The organism is Rhizobium sp. 18065 (assembly GCF_902706095.1).
GTDB lineage: Bacteria > Pseudomonadota > Alphaproteobacteria > Rhizobiales > Rhizobiaceae > Allorhizobium.
This window is the reverse complement of the sequence record NZ_CACSJP010000002.1, coordinates 375,101-392,557: the sequence shown is the minus strand read 5'-3', so window position 1 is coordinate 392,557 and position 17,457 is coordinate 375,101. Positions and strand designations below refer to the sequence as shown.

Sequence of the window (17,457 nt, the reverse complement as noted above, 5' to 3'; positions counted from 1 at the left end):
CAATTTCGCTTTTGCGTTTCTGGTAGTTTTACTCTTTTCAATGGCTTATTGCGGATTTTGCAAGATAGGTCAGTATTGTTGACATATCGTTGTTTTCATGTTCTCGTTGGATGTCGAAAAGAACATCCGAGGAAATACCCGTGCTCAATTGGGACCATATTTTTGCGACGCGCTCGTCGCGTATGCGTGCATCTGAAATCCGTGAACTGCTGAAGCTTCTCGATCGGCCGGAGATCATTTCGTTTGCCGGCGGGATTCCGGACCCGGCGCTGTTTCCGGCTGAGGCGTTCAGGGATGCCTATGCCGAGGTTTTTACCGGCGGACAGGCAAATGCCGCCCTACAGTATTCGGTTTCGGAAGGCTACAAGCCACTGCGCGAATGGCTGCAGGCGGACATGGCGCGGCTTGGCATCGGGTGCGGCATCGACAATATCTTCATCACCTCCGGCTCGCAGCAGGCGCTGGACTACCTCGGCAAGCTGTTCCTGTCGCCAGGCGACACGGCGCTCGTCAACTGGCCAACTTACCTGGGTGCCCTGCAGGCGTTCAACGCCTATGAACCGACTTACGACCAGCTCAGTCTTGGCAACCGCACGCCGGCGAGCTACGCGGCCGCTGCAGGCGGCCATGGTGGTGCAGTCAAATTTGCTTATCTCTCTGCCGATTTCTCCAATCCGACCGGCGAGACGGTATCGCTTGAAAACCGCAAGCGCCTGCTGGCTCTAGCCGATGAACTCGATATTGCCGTCATCGAGGATGCTGCCTATCAGCATCTGCGTTATGACGGCGAGCCGGTGACACCGGTCCTGGCGCTGGATATCGAACGCAGCGGCTCTATCGAAAACACTCGGACGATCTATTGCGGCAGCTTCTCCAAGACGCTGGCGCCGGGATTGCGCGTCGGCTATGTGGTGGCCTCGACGACGGTCATCCGCAAGCTGGTGCTGATGAAGCAGGCGGCCGATCTGCACTCGTCCTCGATCAACCAGATCGCCATCACCCATGTCGCCGAACGCCATTTCGATGCGCAGGTCGCCAAGATCAGAAACGCCTATAGCGCAAGGCGCGACGCCATGCTGGCGGCACTCGACAAATATATGCCGGCCGGCAGCAGCTGGACCCGGCCCGAAGGCGGCATGTTCGTCTGGGTGACCTTGCCGGAGGGAATGGATGGTGCCGAATTGCTGGCGCTTTCGGTGGAAACCGAAAAGGTTGCCTTCGTCCCGGGCCAGGCTTTCTTTGCCGACCGTTCGGGCGCCAATACGCTGCGGCTGTCTTTCTCCTGCGCCAACGAGCAGATGATCGACGAGGGCATCATGCGGCTGGGCCGACTTGTCGGCGGAGTGCTGGCCAAGGCCGCCTAATCATCCGGTTATGCAGTGAGAAGGCCCGGAGCCGCTGTCTCTCCATCCGGGCCTTCGCATCGTTGTTCGAATTCGGTCAGTCGGCCGCCAGGACGATGACCATGTCGTCCGGATTGAAATGCATCATCAGCGCCTTGGGCGGATTGACCACCACGCCGCCGAGGCGACGCGGGTCGGGGTCGGCATCGTTCTGCTTGCGGTAGCCGATGGCCACCTCGCCGCGGCGAAGGGCCGACAGCGTGACGGTGTAGAAGTTTACAGGCTTGTCGATCGTGACATAGTCCGAGATGGGACGCATGTAGATCTCCGAGCCGGCCTCATCGAGCAATTCGCCGAAAATGGCCGCCATATAGGCGTTCTCCGAGGCCTGGGCGAGCATCAAGCTGACCAATTTGTTGCTGACGACGAAGTCGTCGGCACGGGTCACTTCCGCCAGCTGGCGGTTGCGGATGTCGATCATCTCGCTGACGACGCTGATGTGTTTTCCGGCGCGCTCTGCGATCTGGCGCAGTTGCAGCAGGGTGATCAGCGTGTGTGTGTCCGCGGTCTGGGCGGCCATCGTGTCGCTGTAACCGAGCACAAGGACATGGTCGTAAGACGGGATATCCAGTTCGTTCAAGGTGCCGCGATGGCTGGTGTCGATCGATCTGGCGTCGACCGTCATGACATCGCGATCGATTTCCAGCACCGACACCTCATGGACGAAACCGGGCGTTTCAGCCGCGATCGTCAGGTGAGAACCGGGCGCCACATAGCGGGAGAGCTCGGTGGCGATGATCGGACCCCGGCGGTTCCAGCCAAGGATCAGTGTGCGTTCCGCCTGTTTTTCGCGGGCGAAAGGCGGCAGGATCAGGCTCTGCGCCACGGTCGTCTTGCCCGCGTCCAGTTTGATCGAGGCGTCATCCTCAGAGATGATGATCGCCTTTTCGCCGGCTTCGAATACGCGGTTCGGCGGCGGATTGAGGTGTACCGCACCACTTTTGTCGCAGATGCCGATCAGCGTGCTCGCCTGGTAGCTCATGACAGCCGTGCCGAAAGGTTTGCCGGTCAGTTCCGGCTGTTCGAGCGTATAGATTTCGCAGCCATCGAAATCGAGCAGTTCGGAATAGACCGCCGAGAGACCCGACTGGCGGCTCGTATGGACCACGATCCTGGAAATCAGGTCGTCGGCGAGGATGAGCTGCATTTCGCTGCCCCCGACGATACGGGCCACTTCGGCATTGGCCGCATCGCGGATTTCTGCTGCAATCATATAGGGTTCGGTCCGGCGCTTCGGATCGTTGACGAGGGCCAGCACAGACTTGATGACGCGGGAATCTGCATCGTCGTCTTCCGGCGACAGCACGATGATCGAACGTGATGTCTGGGCGTTGACGATGTCGAGGTCGTAGAGATCGGTCGGGTCGCCACTGCGGCAGATGATCCTGGTATTCTTCAGATCATCGACCTTGGTTGCGATCTCGTCCTCCATCTCCACCTTGTCCTTGTTGGCCATGATCACGATGCGCGGGTTGCGGCGGCTCTGGTTGGCGATCACCAGTTCGCTGATGATGTCGAAGATCGACGGCGACCAGTTGAGGATGATGGTGTGGTCGGCCTCCAGCACCCGCGAGCGGCCCTTGCGCAATTCGTCGAGTTTGTTTTCGAGGCCAGAACTGATGACGCCGATCAGGGCGGAGAAGACGAAGATGCCGGCGATGGTCACGACGAGTGAGACCATGCGGAACGACCAGCCGATATCGCCGCCCATGGTTCCGGCGTCCATGGTGCGCATCAGGGATTCCCATGCAGCTTCGATGAAGCTCACCGGTTCGCCGCCTTCCGGCGCGATGCCGGTCAAGGCGAGAAAGATACCTGCGAGCACGATGACGATCAGCGATATCAGCGCCAGCCATCCCATGAGCGCGATTGCGCCGGCTGCCATGCTCTTGTCGAACTCATACCGCAAGCGTGCGCGCCAATGGCTGCCTGTCTTCATGATACTGATTTTCCCGTGAAATTTCGTTTTCCAGATCGCAGTATTTGCCCGCGGCTGCAATCCTTGGATGGGTGACTTTGCCGCAGCCTACCCAACAAAAGTTCATTTAGTGTGGAAGCCGGGGGCGGAGATCCGGCGGGCGGGCGGCGCGGCTGTCATCCACCTGTCAAAGGCAGGCACTAAGGAGCGGTGACTTCTAGCAACGAGGATACCCGGATGAAAAAGCTCCTTTGCGCCTTTACCGCGCTTGTTTCCCTTAGCCTGATGGCTGGTTCGGTCAATGCCGCCAATCTCGTGCTTTATACCAGCCAGCCGAATGAAGACGCGCAGGCGACCGTCGACGGTTTCATGGCGGCGCATCCCGACGTAAAGGTCGATTGGGTCCGTGATGGCACGCCGAAGATTATGGCGAAGCTTATGGCCGAGATCGAAGCCGGAAATCCGGTGGCCGACGTGCTGCTGATCGCCGATACCGTGACACTCGAGCGCATGAAGCAGGCCGGCCAGTTGCTTGCCTACAAGTCGCCTGAAGCCGCCAATTACGATGCCAGCCTCTATGACGCTGACGGCGCGTATTATTCGACCAAGCTGATCACCACAGGCATCATGTATAACACGGCGGCGGGCATGAAGCCGACCTCGTGGAGCGACCTGGCGAAGCCGGAAGCCAAGGGGCTGGTGACCATGCCGAGCCCGCTCACTTCCGGGGCTGCGCTTATTCACGCCCAGACACTGGTGGGTGTCGACGGTCTGGGCTGGGACTACTACAAGGCACTGCAGGCCAATGGCGCGACCGCATCGGGCGGCAATGGTGCGGTGTTGAAGGCGGTTGCGACCGGTGAAAAGGCTTATGGCGTCGTCGTCGACTACATGCCGCTGCGTGAAAAGGCCAAGGGTGCACCGGTCGAGTTCGTCTTCCCGAAGGAAGGCGTGTCTGCCGTGACCGAGCCGGTCGCCATTCTCTCGAGCAGCAAAAATGCCGAGGCCGCCAAGCTTTTCGTCGACTACGTGCTGTCCGAACAGGGGCAGCAAGGCTTCCTCAAGCTCGGCTATATCCCGGCGCGCAACGGCATGGCGGTACCGGACGGCTTCCCGGCACGCGACACGATCAAGGTGCTGCCGATCAATGCCAGCGAAGCATTGAAGGCCAGCGAGGACGACCTGAAGACCTTCTCCGGTATTTTCGGCACCAATTGATCTCAGGTATGTCCTACTCTTCACAACAGATGAACAGCCAGCCTCGCTGGCTGTTCCCCTTTGTCGCTCTGCTCGTCTTCAGCCTGTGCGCCTTGCCATTGTTGCGTCTCGTTGTTGCCGGATTTCGTTCGATCTGGAGCGGCAAGGCTTTGGAACTGCTGCGCGAGCCGGCAGTCTGGCAGGCTGCTCTCAATACGCTCACGACGTCATTTCTCGGCATGATTGTCGCTATTATCATTGGCGCTTCGTTTGCGCTCGCCCTTGCCTTGACCGATATCCGGGCGAGGGGCGTGCTGGGCTTCCTGTTCATGCTGCCGACGATGATCCCGCCGCAGGTGACTGCGCTGTCTTGGGTCGGATTGTCCGGGCCGTCCAGTCCGCTGCTGAAGGCAATCGGCCTTGCGCCGCCGCTTGGAAGTCCGCAGCCGCTCTATTCGATCTATGGCATTGCCCTGCTGTTTGGCGTGCAGCATGCACCTCTGGTGTTTCTCTCGCTTAGAGCCGGTCTGCTGGCGCTGCCGCAGGAGGGCATCGACGCGGCCAGTCTTTCCGGAGCCTCGTCGCGCCAGGTGCTGCGCGATATCGTGCTGCCGCTTGCCATGCCCGGGCTCATTGCAGGGGCGGCCATCGCGTTTGTCTCGGGTGTCGGAAACTTCGGCATTCCGGCGATCCTCGGCATGCCCGCGGCGATCTACACGTTGCCGACGTTGATCTATGCGCGCTTCGCCAGCTTCGGTCCCAATACATTCGGCGACATTGCCATGCTTTCAGCGATGATCGCGATCCTTGCCATCGCTGGCCTTGGCCTGCAGGAACGGGTGTTGCGCAACCGGGAATATCGAACCATCGGCGGGACGGGTCTGACGGCGAGTTTCAACCTCGGTTTTTGGCGACTGCCGGTCGAATTGATATTGTGGCTGGTGTTGGTCGTTATGCTGGTGCTTCCGTTTCTGGCGCTGGTGGCCGGATCTCTGGTCTCGACCTACGGCGTTGTGTTTTCATGGCAGACTATTTCGGTGTCGGCCTATGAAGAGATCCTGCTGCGCCAGACCGTGACCCAGACGGCTTTCGTCAATTCACTGTTTCTCGCCGCATTGACGGCTTTCGGGCTTCTGATTTTCGGCGTCCTGACCGCCTATGCCCTGACGCACACAAAAAGCCGCTGGGCGGGACTGGTCGCGGCAATGATCGAGATCCCCTATGCGCTGCCGGGCGTCGTCATTGCCGTCGCCTTCATCCTGATCTTTGCCGCGCCCATCCCGCTTGTCGGCGTGACCCTGTACGGCACGCTGTGGATCATCCTGCTGGCCTATCTGTCCAGCTTTTTCGCCGTCGGCCTGAAGCCGATTATCAGCGCATTCCGTCAACTCGATCCGGCGCTGGAAGAAGCTGCACGGCTTTCGGGTGCCCGGTTCTGGCGGCGTCTCGCGGAGATACTTGTGCCGTTGATCGCACCCGCTGCCGGTGCATCGGTCATCCTGGTTTTCCTGATTGCCTGCAACGAGCTGACAGTTTCCGCGCTGCTCTGGTCCGCCGGCACGCAGACGCTGGGTGTTGCGATCTACAATCTCGATGACAGCGGCTCCTACGATCTGGCGGCAGCGCTTTCCGTGCTGGTGGTGCTGATGATCGTTCTGCTGATGTTGCTTCTCGAATGGATGGCGGCCTGGCTGCCAAGGGGTGTCGTGCCGTGGCGAAACTGATCCTGCATCAACTGACGAAGGATTTTGGCACCGGCCGGCCGGCTGTCGATGCCGTGTCGATGGAGATCCGCGACGGTGGCTTTCTGGCGCTGCTCGGGCCCTCGGGCTGCGGCAAGACGACGGTGCTGCGCATGGTCGCGGGCTTCGAGACGCCGACGGATGGCTCGATCCTGTTGGGTGAGCGGGTGATGTCGGATGCAGCAAGGGTCGTACCGCCGGAAAGGCGCAACATGGCCATGGTGTTCCAGTCCTATGCGTTGTGGCCGCACATGACGGTTGCCGAGAATGTCGGCTACCCGTTGAAGGTGCGCGGGGTGACCGGCGAAGGCTACCGAGCGAAAGTGCTGGAGGCTTTGCGATCGGTGCGGCTCGAAGCGTATGGCGACCGCCGCCCAGCAGCGCTTTCCGGGGGCCAGCGCCAGCGGGTGGCGCTGGCCCGCTGCCTTGTAACATCTCCGGATGTCGTGTTGCTGGACGAGCCGCTGGCCAATCTCGACCGCCATCTCAGGGGCGAGATGGAGGACGCTTTCCGCGAGTTTCATGCGCGCTCCGGCGCCACGATGATCTATGTGACGCATGATCAGGCGGAAGCCATGGCGCTGGCGACCGATGTCGCGGTGATGGCGGACGGCAAGCTGCTGCAGATGGCGGCGCCGGACGAGCTCTATGCGCGACCGGAAGGCCGGCGCGTTGGAGAGCTTGTCGGGCGCGGTGCCGTTCTGTCTGTCCGCGCCGCGGCAGGCGCTGCACGCGACTTCGACTGGCAGGCCGTCCAGCTGGCTTTGACGCGATTGGACAACGCGCCGTCCGTGGACCTTCTGGTTCGTCCGCAGGATGTCCATATCGGCGATGGTGGCTTGCCGGCAGTGGTGGAAAGCGTGGTCTTCGAGGGCGAGCGCTATACCGTGGGCTTGCGCCTCGGCGACGGTCAGTGCCTTCGGGTTCACTGGCGCGAGCGTCTGCAGGTTGGTGCCGTGGTGCCGGTCATCATTGCCGGCGGTTGGCGTCTCTGAAGTCTTTCTGCATCCGGCTGCTTGCGCTTTGCCGGTCGATGCATGGCCATCGTCGATCGTGCTGCGGTTCGGCAAAGTCCATCCGAAATCGGCTGCTGTGTCGCGCTGCCGGAAAATCTCTGCAATAAAGCTCGAAGGTCGTTCCCACAGATTCTCCTCCCGGCTCGAAAGGCTGCAATCGAGATGTCGCTGCGTATCGCAACCTTCAATATCGAGAACCTGATCGCCCGGTTCGATTTCACCGGCTTTCGCAACCAGTTGCGCTCAGACCGGGTGCTGAAACTCTTCGAGATCAAGACCGAGATCGGCTATCAGCAGTTGGAGGCGGCGCGGGTTGTGGCCACGACCGACGACACAAGGCAGCTTTCGGCGCTTGCGATTGCCGATACCGATGCGGATATCCTCTGCCTGCAGGAGGTGGACAACATGGAGTCGCTACAGGCGTTCGAGTATGGCTATCTCTTCCGCATGGCCGGGGCGGGCTACCGGCAGAAATACATTATCGAGGGCAATGACAGCCGTGGCATCGACGTGGCTGTGCTGATGCGCGAACAGACCCGCGGCGGCGAGCGGATCGAGCTTGTCGACATCAAGAGCCATGCTGCGCTCACCTACAGAGACCTGTCGCTCTACCATTCCGGCCTCGGGCCCAGTCTGCAGCCGGACAGCAAGATCTTCAAACGGGATTGTCTCGAGCTTGATCTGCGCATTGGTGGGCGGCCGCTGACACTCTATGTCCTGCACCTCAAGTCGATGAGCAATGGTCGCGATGGAGTCGATGGGCGGGAGAGCACCAGGCCGATCCGCGAGGCAGAAGTGAAGGCTGTGCGCCACATCATCGAAAATCGGTTTGGCAAGGATCATGTGGCCGAGACCAATTTCCTCATCTGCGGGGACATGAACGACTATCAGGAGCGCGTCGATGTGATCGGAGAACGGCGTCTCGGGTATCGGTTCGAGCCGGTCGGCGGGCTGAACAGCGCCCTCGACATCTTGTCCTCTGACGGATTTGCCGAAAACGTCATGCAGCGACGTCCTGTTCTCGATCGCTGGACGCTTTATCACGCGCGCGGGCCGGAAGAGCAGCATCTGTGCCAACTGGACTATATCTGGCTGTCGCCGGCGCTTGCGCGGGCCAATCCGACCGTCACGCCTGACATCATCCGCAACGGCCAGCCGTTCCGGACGCCATTTCCGCCGGGCCAGGAAATCGAGCGCTATCCGCGCGTCGGCTGGGACAGGCCGAAGGCTTCCGATCATTGCCCTGTCGCGATCACACTGCATGTGCCGTGAAGAGCCCGATATGATCGATGAGACCGGCCTTAAGGTCGATGGCACGGTGATGCCGATTCAATCCTATCGTCTGGCAGTGTTGCCGGGCATTCATCCTCTGGAGGAGGCGATGCGCGAAGCGGTCGCCGAGAACTGGGCCGTCGAGCATGCGGCCAATCCGAGGCTGTTCGATGGGCGAATGATCCTGCAGCACCGGATCCGGCTGAACGGGGCTGCGATCGAAGCCGAAGGTTATCTGTCATCGTTTTCCACCTTTCTGTGGTGGCGCAAGCAGCAGGACAGGTCAGGGGCCTGCCATCTGTTCGGCTATCCGGTTATCGCCTCGTCCGACGGTGCGCTGATTGCGGTGGAGATGGCGCCGCACACGGCAAATGCCGGACAGGTCTATTTCGCGGCCGGCTCGCTGGATGCCTCGGATGTCGTCGATGGCGTCTGCGATCTTGCCGGTAATATGCGTCGCGAAGTGCTGGAGGAAACGGGGCTTGATCTCAAGGAGGCGGCGACAGACGGTCTGGTCTATGCGAGTTACCGACCCCGCAGGCTGACGTTTTTCCAGATCTTTCAATTCGATGCTGTGGCGGATGATCTGATCGCGGCGATCAACATGTTTGCCAGCGAAGCCGAAGACCAGGAAATTTGCCGAGCCGTTGCCATCCGTGACGGAGACCACAAAGCGCATCGCTACAATGTCGCCATGCTTCCAATTCTCGACTGGTATTTCCGGTCGCGGCGGTGACGCCTGTTGCTTGCCTTGCGCGTTGCGCTGGGGCAGTGTGACGGGCCAAATGCGACCGACCGGAGATTGCCCGTGGCACGAAACTATTCCATCTATGACGTTTTCACCGACCGCAAACTTGCCGGCAATCCGCTGGCCGTGGTTTTCGACGGTGACGATCTCACGGATCAGGCCATGCAATCGATCGCGGCCGAGTTCAATCTTTCCGAAACTGTCTTTGTCCAGAAATCCGGCAATTCCGTACATGCCACACGCATCCGTATCTTCACGCCGGCGCGCGAACTGCCATTTGCCGGTCATCCGACAGTCGGTACCGCGATCGCGCTTGCGGAGCAGGCCTATGGCGATCAGGACGGCGGTCTCGATCTTGTCTCGGTGCTGGAAGAAAATGTAGGCCCGGTCCGCTGTGCGGTCAGGCTCAGACCCGGCGAGGCGAGCTTTGCCGAATTCGATCTGCCGCGGACCTCAAGCCGCTATGAGCTTCCACTCGACCGCCAAGGCATCGCTGACGCGCTTTCGCTGAAGGTGACGGCCATCGGCTTCGAAAACCACGTACCGGCCATCTGGGGAGCCGGTGTGCCGTTTCTGCTGGTGCCGGTCCACGACATCGCCGCTGTCGAAAGCCTGGAGTTCGATCCGCAACTGTGGGAGCGGACAGCGCCCTTGTGTGAGGGGCGCCTTACGCCTGCCTATGTGTACTGCCGCGGCGGGGTCCATCATGCGGCGAAGTTCCATGCGCGGATGTTCTCGCCCGACATGGGTATCACCGAGGATCCGGCCACGGGATCTGCCGTCGCTGCGCTGTCGGGTGCGATCTGGCAATTCGATGGATTGCCGGATGGCCATCATCCGCTGATGGTAGAGCAGGGCGTGGAGATGGGCAGGTCGTCCTACATCCATCTGCATATCGACGTTAAGGACGGCGCGATTTCGCGTGCTCGCATTGGCGGTCAGGCGGTGCGTCTCGCAGCCGGTAGCCTCGATCTTTGAAAAATAAAGGAAATTTCGGATTTCTGAAATTTTTTTGACCAAACAGCCAAGAATTTTCGTCTCGGCGCTAGACAAGGTTCGATATCCTGTTTATACGCCCGGTCACGCCTCCAGAACGGGGCGCGGCGGGTGATTAGCTCAGTTGGTAGAGCAGCTGACTCTTAATCAGCGGGTCGTAGGTTCGAGCCCTACATCACCCACCATTTTTCAATCTTTCCAATGGTTTGGATATGTGGTGACCCAAAGGTCGCCGGCGATTGAGACGTTCATGATCCTTTGTGTTGTGCATTGACAGCGATCGGCGTGAGCCGGTTCGAGTGGACCGCAAGGCGAGGAAATCAACGACCGATATCAGCGAAACGGCATTGGCAGCCGGCTAACGTTTTTCCATGATTTCCCCTGCGGTGCTGCTGCCGGTGCGCATCCGAGATGTTCCTTGCATGTTCCTGCATTTTGTCGGCCGTGTTCGCCTTCCGTTGCCATTTTCAGTCGTGTTTATGTTTGCTTGCCCTGTGGATAGCTGTGGATAACCTGCATAGCCGGCTCAGCGTTGAGCCGACTGCCTCGACTGCGGCAACACATAGGGAATGTGATTGGCAGGTAGGCGCCCGACTGTGCCGCTGATGCCGTAAACATCACGGATGATGCTGTCGTTGATGGTATCGCCAGGAAGGCCTTCGCAGACAAGTCGGCCTTTGTGCAGGATGGCAAGATGGTCGGCAAACTCTGCGGCAAGGTTCAAGTCATGCAGGATAGCGAGCACGATGCCGCCGGAACGGGCGAAGTCGCGGGCCAGTTCCAGGACGGAAATCTGGTGGCCGATATCCAGACTGGCCGTTGGCTCATCGAGATAGATCGCGCATGGCTTGCCGTTCGAGACAGGCGAGGGCATCTGCGCCAGCACGCGAGCCAGTTGCACACGCTGCTGCTCGCCGCCTGAGAGCGCGTTGTAACTTCTTGCCTCAAAGCCGCCAAGGCCGACACGGACGAGCGCCTGGCGGGCCGCAAGGCCGGGCTCGAGGCTGCCATGGGCGACCGCGCCCATGCGAACCACTTCCAGGGCGGTGAAGGGAAATGACAGGGCTGTCGATTGTGGCAGGACAGCCCGTTCCGCCGCCAGCTCGATCGGCGACAGGGCGGTCAGGCGGCGGCTATGATATATGACCTCGCCATGGTCGGGGTGCAACTCGCCGGAGATGGCCTTGAGCAGAGTGGACTTGCCGGCACCGTTCGGGCCGATCACCACGGTGAAGCGTCCCGGCGTGAGATCGAGACTGACTCGGTCGATGAGTGCGCGTCCGCTGCGAATGATGCTGATTTCTCTTGCCTGGATCATCTCACAGGTCCTCCATGCTCGAACGGCTTTTGCGGCCGAGCAAAAGCATGAGGAAAACCGGTGCTCCGAGGATCGCGGTGATGATGCCGATCGGCAGTTCGGCCGGAGCAACAACCGTGCGCGCGATGCTGTCGGCAAAGAGCAACAGCGAAGCGCCGCCAAGCGCCGAGGTTGGCAGCAGGAAGCGATGCGACGGACCAATGGCCAATCGGAGCAGGTGCGGGACGATGATGCCGACAAAGCCGATCGAGCCGGCGACGGCAACCGTTGCCCCACAGGCGGCCGCCACTGCGAGGATCGTCAACCGCTTCAGGCGCTGGACCGGTATGCCCATATGGAATGCCGCGGCGTCGCCGAGGACAAGCGCATCGAGACCCTTTGCGACGAAGGGGATGATCAGCATGACGAAGCCGACAAAGGGCAAAATCGCGAGGATCTTGGCGGTGCTTGCGCCACTCAGCGAACCCAGCGACCAGAAAGTGATGTCGCGCAGGGCGCGGTCGTCGGCCATGAAGATCAGCAGGCCGGTCGCAGCACCCGTCATGGCGGCGATTGCGATACCGGACAGGATCAGGGCTGTCGTCGACGTCTGGCCGTGACGTGTGGCGATGGCATACAGCAGGAACGTGTTGGCAAGGCCACCGAGGAAGGCCATTAGCGGCAGAAACTGCTCACCGAGCAGGGATTGCAGCGGGAAAAGCAGCGTCGGGCCGAGCACAATCGCGGTGACTGCCGCAAGTGCGGCGCCGGAGGTTACGCCGACAATGCCCGGATCTGCCAGCGGATTGCGGAACAGGCCCTGCATCATGGCGCCCGAGACGCCAAGCGCTGCCCCGATCAGCAGGCCGATGGCTGTGCGGGGCAGGCGTACGGCTTCGAGGATCAACAGGTTCTGGCTGTCGAGAGCGGCCGCATTGCCGCTCAGGTAGTCGAGCAGATGGGGCAGGCCGACGCCTGTCGGGCCAACGACGATTGACGTGAAGATGGCAAGCACCAGCAAGAGCGTCAGCGCGACCAGCATCAGCAGGCCGAGGGCGGAGCGGTCGCCGCTAACGGCGCCGCGACCGGCAAGAAGCGCCAAGGTGTTCACGGCTTTGTCGCCTCCGGGTAAAGCTTGCCGTGCAGTTCTGCGGCGGCGTCTGCTGCGCGGGGGCCGAGGCCAAGCAGATAGAGGCCGTCCATGGTAACGAATGCCTTGTTCCTGGCCGCAGGGCTCGACGCCAGGGCGGGCAGGGCGAATGCCTGTTCAGCCGTCAGATGCATGGCGCCACCGCTCATGACCAGCACGACGTCGGGTGCTGCCGCAATAACCGCTTCATCGGTCAGGGGCTTGTAACCCGAGACGGAACTGACGGCGTTCTCGCCACCGGCAAGCCGGATGATGGCATCAGCCGAGCTTTGCGACCCTCCGGCCATGACGCGGCCATTGGCAAGCGACAGGGCAAAGAGTACTTTTTTCTTGGTGGTTGTGGACGCGGTCTTTTCTGCCGTCGCCTTCAGCGTCGCCTCGACCTTGAGCGCGAGTTCGTCCGCCTTGTCCTTGCGACCGATCGCTTCGCCCACGGCGCGGATCTTGGCGGGAATGGCAGATGTATCCGGCGGGCTTGGAATGCTGATCAGTGTCAGGCCACTTGCCTTGAGAATGTTCATTGCATCGGCAGGGCCTGCACCTGCCTCGGCGATGATCAGGTCCGGCTTCTGCGACAGAACGCCCTCGGCCGAGACCTGGCGGACATAACCGATATTGGGCTTCTGGGTGGCTTCTGCCGGATAGCTGCTGGTCGTATCGACGGCCACGATCCGGTCGCCTTCACCCAGCGCATAGATGATTTCCGTCACCGTGCCGCCGATGGCGACGATGCGCTTGGCATCGGGCGATTGGGCAAGGGCTGCCTGCGGTGCAATTACCAAAACGCAGGCAAGAGAAAGGATGAGACGGCGGGGCAAAGGAACAGAACGCATGTTATCGCTAAACCTATGGTGCAAGGGGATCAGCAGCTTTCCGACTGACGTCGCCTCGCGCTGTTTCGGGGTGTGATGGCGCCGGGAATGCAGCGACAATTAACTTGACTTAGTTACACAAGTTTATCTAGGAAGGCAACAGATTGCAGGCTAGATGCTGCGTTGGTGAGATCTGGAAATGAGCTCCCGATGGCGATTTTCCTGTATCGCGCCGCGTTCATTTTCGATCGAGAGGATCAGTCACATGTATATTGCCATGAACCGTTTTCGCGTTGTGCCGGGCTTCGAAGAGGCCTTTGAAAACCAGTGGCTTTCGCGCCAGGCGCGGCTGGCTGAAGTGCCCGGCTATGTTGAGTTTCACATGTTGAAGGGCGGCAAGGCCGAGGATCACACGCTCTATGCCTCGCACACTGTGTGGGAAAGCCATGCGCATTTCGTCGGCTGGACGCAGTCGGAGCAGTTCCGGGCAGCTCATGCCCGCACTGGCGAGAGCAAGGTCCAGTATCTCTCGGGTCCGCATTTCGAAGGATTCGACGTGATCATCCACGAAGATCATACCGGCAAACGCGCCGAAGTTGCTGCGTGAGCGCATGATGGATACGTCTCTTCAATCGACCAATGATCGCGCCGAGCGCGCGCTTGCCGCTCTTGCGGAAAAGCCGGAAGGCGTCATCGAGCAGATCGCCGCTCAGGCCGATGTGTCTCCGGCGGATGTGCTCTCCGTGCTGCCGGCGGGCGCTGCCGTGCTGGTGCCGGCCGCGCGCTGGGATGCCGTCTGGAAAGACATGACCGGCTGGGGCGAAATCCTGCTGATCGTGCATACCGATGACATCGTGCTGGAAGTGAACGGCGCACTTGTCGACGGCAGCGAAGGCCATGGCTGGTTCAACATCCATGGCGACAGCCCGATCGGTGGGCATATCCGCAAGGATCGTTGCGTGAACATCGCATTCGTCGATCGTGGCTTCCATGGCCGCCGGTCGTGCTCCGTCTGGTTCATGAATGGTGACGGCAAGGCCATGTTCAAGGTCTTTGTTCGCCGCGACAAGGATCGTGCACTGATCGAAGATCAGGTGCTGCGCTTCGAGGCTCTTCGGGTCGCCGCAGCATTCTAACGGTTGATAGTTTTACGATGGCCGGTGGAGTGATTTCTCCGCCGGCCTTTGTCATTTAAGCTGTTCTTTCTTTTGCCTATAACTGGTTCTATGGTCCCGCCGATTTCTCATTCAGGCTAGGGATTTGCATTGATCCGACTTCGATACGGCTTCTTTTCCATTGTTCTTACGCTCGCAGCGGCTGTTTTGCCGCCGCCCGATTGCCATTCAATGGCGGCGCACGCCCAGACACAAGAGCAGACGCAACCGGGTGTGCAGGCTCCTGCAGCCGATGCGGCGGCCCCGGTGGCCACGCCCGCAGAGGCTGCGCCGATACCGGCAGCAGCGACCGCACCTGCCGTCGCAACAACGCCTGCTGTTGTGCAGCCAGTTCGGGATGAAAAACTGGCGAAAGCCGATTCGCAAATCGAGCAAGCGCGCAAGCGGCTGGAAAGCCTGAACAATCAGGTTGAACAGAACAAGCAGGACGATCGCGTTCTGGCCGATCTGAAAGTCCAGGCCGATGGCATGGTCCGCGACCTTCTAGCCATCTCCGTCGATCTCAGGCCGCGGCTGAACGATATCCAGACCCGCTTGACCGAACTGGGAGAGCCGCCTGCTGAAGGACAACCGGCGGAAGCTGCGGACGTGACGGAAGAGCGCAACCGACAGAACGCCGCTCGCTCGCAGATCAATGCGCTGACCGGGCAGGCCGAGGATCTGTCGATCGAGGGCAAGTCGCTTGCAGATCGAATCACGGGTATCCGGCGCGCAATCTTCACCGATCAGCTTTTCGAACATACCGAAATCAACGCCCAGGTCGCGGCAGAGGCAGTAGAATCCTTCTCCGCGGATGTCGAACGCGTTCACCGAAGTATCGTCAGCTGGATCGTGTTCGTGTTGAAGTTCAAGACGGTGCCGTTCGCGATCACGGTCTTTCTTTCGGTGGTGCTGGCGTCTGCGATGCTGTTCATCGAATATCGCCTGTTCGGTTCGCTGATCCGCAGAGACCCGATGGTCGACAACCCGAACTACATGAGCCGCTTGTCGGTGGCCTTCTGGTCAACGATCCTGCCGTCGCTTGCGTTCGGCTTTTTCCTGGTAAACACCTATTTCCTTCTCGATACGTTCAATATCCTGAGACCGGACATAGCACCGATCGTCAGTTCGATTTTCGGCTTCATTGGATTGGTCTTTTTCGTGTCGATGATCTCGCGGGCAGCACTTGCGCCGCGAGCGCCGAATTGGCGTCTCGTCAAACTGTCCAATGTCGGCGCACGTGACCTGACGATTGCGATCTTCCTGATGGCCCTGGTGAACGGCCTGGATTATGTCCTGGCGGTGATCAGCGAGGCGTTCAGCTCTCCGGTTGTGTTGACGGTGATGAAGAGCCTGATCTCGTCGCTCACAGTCGGCCTGTTGTTGTTCATCGTTTCGTTCCTGCGCCCGGTGCTTGCCGAAAGCGGCAACCCGTTTGACAAGGGGAGAGCGTGGCCACGCAGCGTTTCCGTCACGTTCCGGCTGGTCGGGCTGCTGCTGATCTTCGCGAGCAGCATCGGTTATGTCGGCTTTGCCCGCTTCCTCGCCACCCAGATCGTCGTTGCCGGCGCGGTGTTGGCGACCATGTATATCGGTATCCTCTCCGGCAAGGCGATCTCCGCCCCGAACCAGTTCGGCGACACCCGGATCGGGCAATATGTGGCGAACCGCTTCCGGCTTGGCCCGGTGGGGCTCGATCAAAGCGGTATCGTTGCCGGCCTGTTGATTTACGCCTTTGCGCTGATCCTGGGTATTCCGCTGATCCTGATGTCATGGGGTTTCCAGCCCCGCGACATTCAGTTGTGGCTCTACAATCTCTTCACCGAGGTGAATGTCGGCACGATCCGCATTTCGATCTTCGGCATTCTCGGCGGTGTCCTGCTGTTTGCGCTGGGTCTGGTCGTTACACGATGGCTGCAGAAGTGGCTTGACGGCAATGTCATGGCGCGGTCGCATGTCGATCCGGGTGTGCGCAATTCGGTGAAGACCGGTATTGGTTATCTCGGCACGGCACTGGCCGGGATCGTCGGGATATCGGCTGCCGGTATCGACCTGTCGAGCCTGGCGCTGGTCGCAGGCGCGCTGTCTCTCGGCATCGGTTTCGGCTTGCAGAACATCGTGTCGAACTTCGTCTCCGGCCTCATCCTGCTGGTGGAACGGCCATTCAAGGTCGGCGACCATGTCTTGACCGGGACGACGGAAGGCATCGTCAAGCGCATCTCTGTTCGGGCAACCGAGATCGAGACCTTCCGCAAGCAGTCGATCATCGTGCCTAACTCGGAGCTGATCAATGCGCCCGTCGGCAACTGGACGCACCGCAACCGCATGCAGCGGTCGGAAATCCCGGTGAGCGTCGGCTATGAGGCTGATCCGCAAGAGGTGATCGATTTGTTGCTCGACATCATCAACACGGTGCCGCAGGTTCTGCGCAATCCCGAACCGCATGTCGAATTTCTTCGCTTCGGCGCCTCGTCGCTCGACTTCGAACTGCGCTTCCATCTTGCCGACATGAACGACGGCCTTGCGATCCGGAACAGTGTGCGGATGGAAGTCCTGCGGCGGTTCCGTGCCGAAGGGATTTCGATGCCTTATCCGCATCAGGATGTGATGCTGCATCTGAGCGGCAGCGACCGCAGTGCCTTGCTGCGACGCAATCGCGGCAAGGAAGCGGGACGACAGCTTGACGAGAGCGAATTGCATGGCGGGGCGGATGATGACAAACTCCTGCCATGAATGCCTCATTCAGGCGCCA

Annotated in this window: 14 protein-coding genes and 1 tRNA gene; 11 read left to right on the top strand and 4 right to left on the bottom strand. The window is 60.4% G+C overall.

The genetic code is table 11. From position 1 onward, the window contains the following. The first annotated feature begins 140 nt into the window (after positions 1–140). Positions 141–1,364: a PLP-dependent aminotransferase family protein gene (locus GVK95_RS07685; RefSeq protein WP_159948193.1), complete on the top strand. Its 1,224-nt coding sequence runs from the start codon at positions 141–143 to the stop codon at positions 1,362–1,364. Between the two features lie 76 nt (positions 1,365–1,440). Here the strand turns inward: GVK95_RS07685 and GVK95_RS07680 are convergent, their stop codons facing one another. After that, positions 1,441–3,342: a hypothetical protein gene (locus tag GVK95_RS07680; RefSeq protein WP_159948191.1), complete on the bottom strand. Its 1,902-nt coding sequence runs from the start codon at positions 3,340–3,342 to the stop codon at positions 1,441–1,443. 216 nt (positions 3,343–3,558) lie between these two features. Here GVK95_RS07680 and GVK95_RS07675 point away from each other — a divergent pair, with 216 nt between their 5' ends. From GVK95_RS07675 to GVK95_RS07645, 7 genes are all read left to right on the top strand, one after another. Then, positions 3,559–4,539: an ABC transporter substrate-binding protein gene (locus GVK95_RS07675; protein ID WP_159948189.1), complete on the top strand. Its 981-nt coding sequence runs from the start codon at positions 3,559–3,561 to the stop codon at positions 4,537–4,539. Between the two features lie 8 nt (positions 4,540–4,547). Beyond that, positions 4,548–6,242, top strand: coding sequence for an iron ABC transporter permease (locus GVK95_RS07670; RefSeq protein WP_159948187.1), 1,695 nt, complete (start codon positions 4,548–4,550; stop codon positions 6,240–6,242). Continuing rightward, positions 6,230–7,255 (top strand): ABC transporter ATP-binding protein, encoded by a 1,026-nt coding sequence (locus tag GVK95_RS07665; RefSeq protein WP_159948185.1) that lies wholly within the window; start codon positions 6,230–6,232, stop codon positions 7,253–7,255. Before GVK95_RS07670 ends, GVK95_RS07665 begins: the two co-directional genes overlap by 13 nt. 183 nt (positions 7,256–7,438) lie before the next feature. Next, on the top strand, positions 7,439–8,548 hold the full coding sequence (locus GVK95_RS07660) for an endonuclease/exonuclease/phosphatase family protein (protein WP_159948183.1): 1,110 nt from the start codon (positions 7,439–7,441) through the stop codon (positions 8,546–8,548). A gap of 10 nt (positions 8,549–8,558) precedes the next feature. Continuing rightward, a complete protein-coding gene (locus tag GVK95_RS07655; protein WP_159948181.1) occupies positions 8,559–9,284 on the top strand; it encodes an NUDIX hydrolase in 726 nt (241 codons plus the stop codon). A gap of 72 nt (positions 9,285–9,356) precedes the next feature. Further along, a complete protein-coding gene (locus GVK95_RS07650; protein ID WP_159948179.1) occupies positions 9,357–10,274 on the top strand; it encodes a PhzF family phenazine biosynthesis protein in 918 nt (305 codons plus the stop codon). Between the two features lie 127 nt (positions 10,275–10,401). Then, positions 10,402–10,477, top strand: a tRNA-Lys gene (locus GVK95_RS07645). Between the two features lie 341 nt (positions 10,478–10,818). On the opposite strand, the gene GVK95_RS07640 is transcribed toward GVK95_RS07645, so the two are convergent. The 3 genes from GVK95_RS07640 to GVK95_RS07630 are packed head-to-tail and all read right to left on the bottom strand — an operon-like array spanning position 10,819 to position 13,572. Then, the gene (locus GVK95_RS07640; RefSeq protein ID WP_159948177.1) at positions 10,819–11,610 is read right to left on the bottom strand and encodes a heme ABC transporter ATP-binding protein; all 792 of its coding nucleotides are present in this window, start codon (positions 11,608–11,610) and stop codon (positions 10,819–10,821) included. A gap of 1 nt (position 11,611) precedes the next feature. Next, positions 11,612–12,700 (bottom strand): iron ABC transporter permease, encoded by a 1,089-nt coding sequence (locus tag GVK95_RS07635; protein WP_159948175.1) that lies wholly within the window; start codon positions 12,698–12,700, stop codon positions 11,612–11,614. After that, positions 12,697–13,572 (bottom strand): ABC transporter substrate-binding protein, encoded by an 876-nt coding sequence (locus GVK95_RS07630; protein WP_159948173.1) that lies wholly within the window; start codon positions 13,570–13,572, stop codon positions 12,697–12,699. Before GVK95_RS07630 ends, GVK95_RS07635 begins: the two co-directional genes overlap by 4 nt. A gap of 244 nt (positions 13,573–13,816) precedes the next feature. Here GVK95_RS07630 and GVK95_RS07625 point away from each other — a divergent pair, with 244 nt between their 5' ends. The 3 genes from GVK95_RS07625 to GVK95_RS07615 all read left to right on the top strand — a co-directional run bounded on the left by GVK95_RS07625 (position 13,817) and on the right by GVK95_RS07615 (position 17,438). After that, entirely contained in the window at positions 13,817–14,158 is a 342-nt protein-coding gene (locus GVK95_RS07625) for an antibiotic biosynthesis monooxygenase (protein ID WP_159948171.1), read from the top strand. A 7-nt stretch (positions 14,159–14,165) separates the two neighbouring features. After that, entirely contained in the window at positions 14,166–14,687 is a 522-nt protein-coding gene (gene hutX / locus GVK95_RS07620; protein WP_159948169.1) for a heme utilization cystosolic carrier protein HutX, read from the top strand. A 285-nt stretch (positions 14,688–14,972) separates the two neighbouring features. Next, positions 14,973–17,438: a mechanosensitive ion channel family protein gene (locus tag GVK95_RS07615; RefSeq protein WP_244618685.1), complete on the top strand. Its 2,466-nt coding sequence runs from the start codon at positions 14,973–14,975 to the stop codon at positions 17,436–17,438. Positions 17,439–17,457: the final 19 nt, after the last annotated feature.

Bases quoted from the DNA above. Each gene is read 5' to 3' on its own strand.
- GVK95_RS07680 (WP_159948191.1), bottom strand. From the start codon at position 3,342: ATGAAGACAGGCAGCCATTGGCGCGCACGCTTGCGGTATGAGTTCGAC.
- GVK95_RS07675 (WP_159948189.1), top strand. From the start codon at position 3,559: ATGAAAAAGCTCCTTTGCGCCTTTACCGCGCTTGTTTCCCTTAGCCTG.
- GVK95_RS07670 (WP_159948187.1), top strand. From the start codon at position 4,548: ATGTCCTACTCTTCACAACAGATGAACAGCCAGCCTCGCTGGCTGTTC.
- GVK95_RS07660 (WP_159948183.1), top strand. From the start codon at position 7,439: ATGTCGCTGCGTATCGCAACCTTCAATATCGAGAACCTGATCGCCCGG.
- GVK95_RS07655 (WP_159948181.1), top strand. From the start codon at position 8,559: ATGATCGATGAGACCGGCCTTAAGGTCGATGGCACGGTGATGCCGATT.
- GVK95_RS07640 (WP_159948177.1), bottom strand. From the start codon at position 11,610: ATGATCCAGGCAAGAGAAATCAGCATCATTCGCAGCGGACGCGCACTC.
- GVK95_RS07630 (WP_159948173.1), bottom strand. From the start codon at position 13,572: ATGCGTTCTGTTCCTTTGCCCCGCCGTCTCATCCTTTCTCTTGCCTGC.
- GVK95_RS07625 (WP_159948171.1), top strand. From the start codon at position 13,817: ATGTATATTGCCATGAACCGTTTTCGCGTTGTGCCGGGCTTCGAAGAG.
- hutX (WP_159948169.1), top strand. From the start codon at position 14,166: ATGGATACGTCTCTTCAATCGACCAATGATCGCGCCGAGCGCGCGCTT.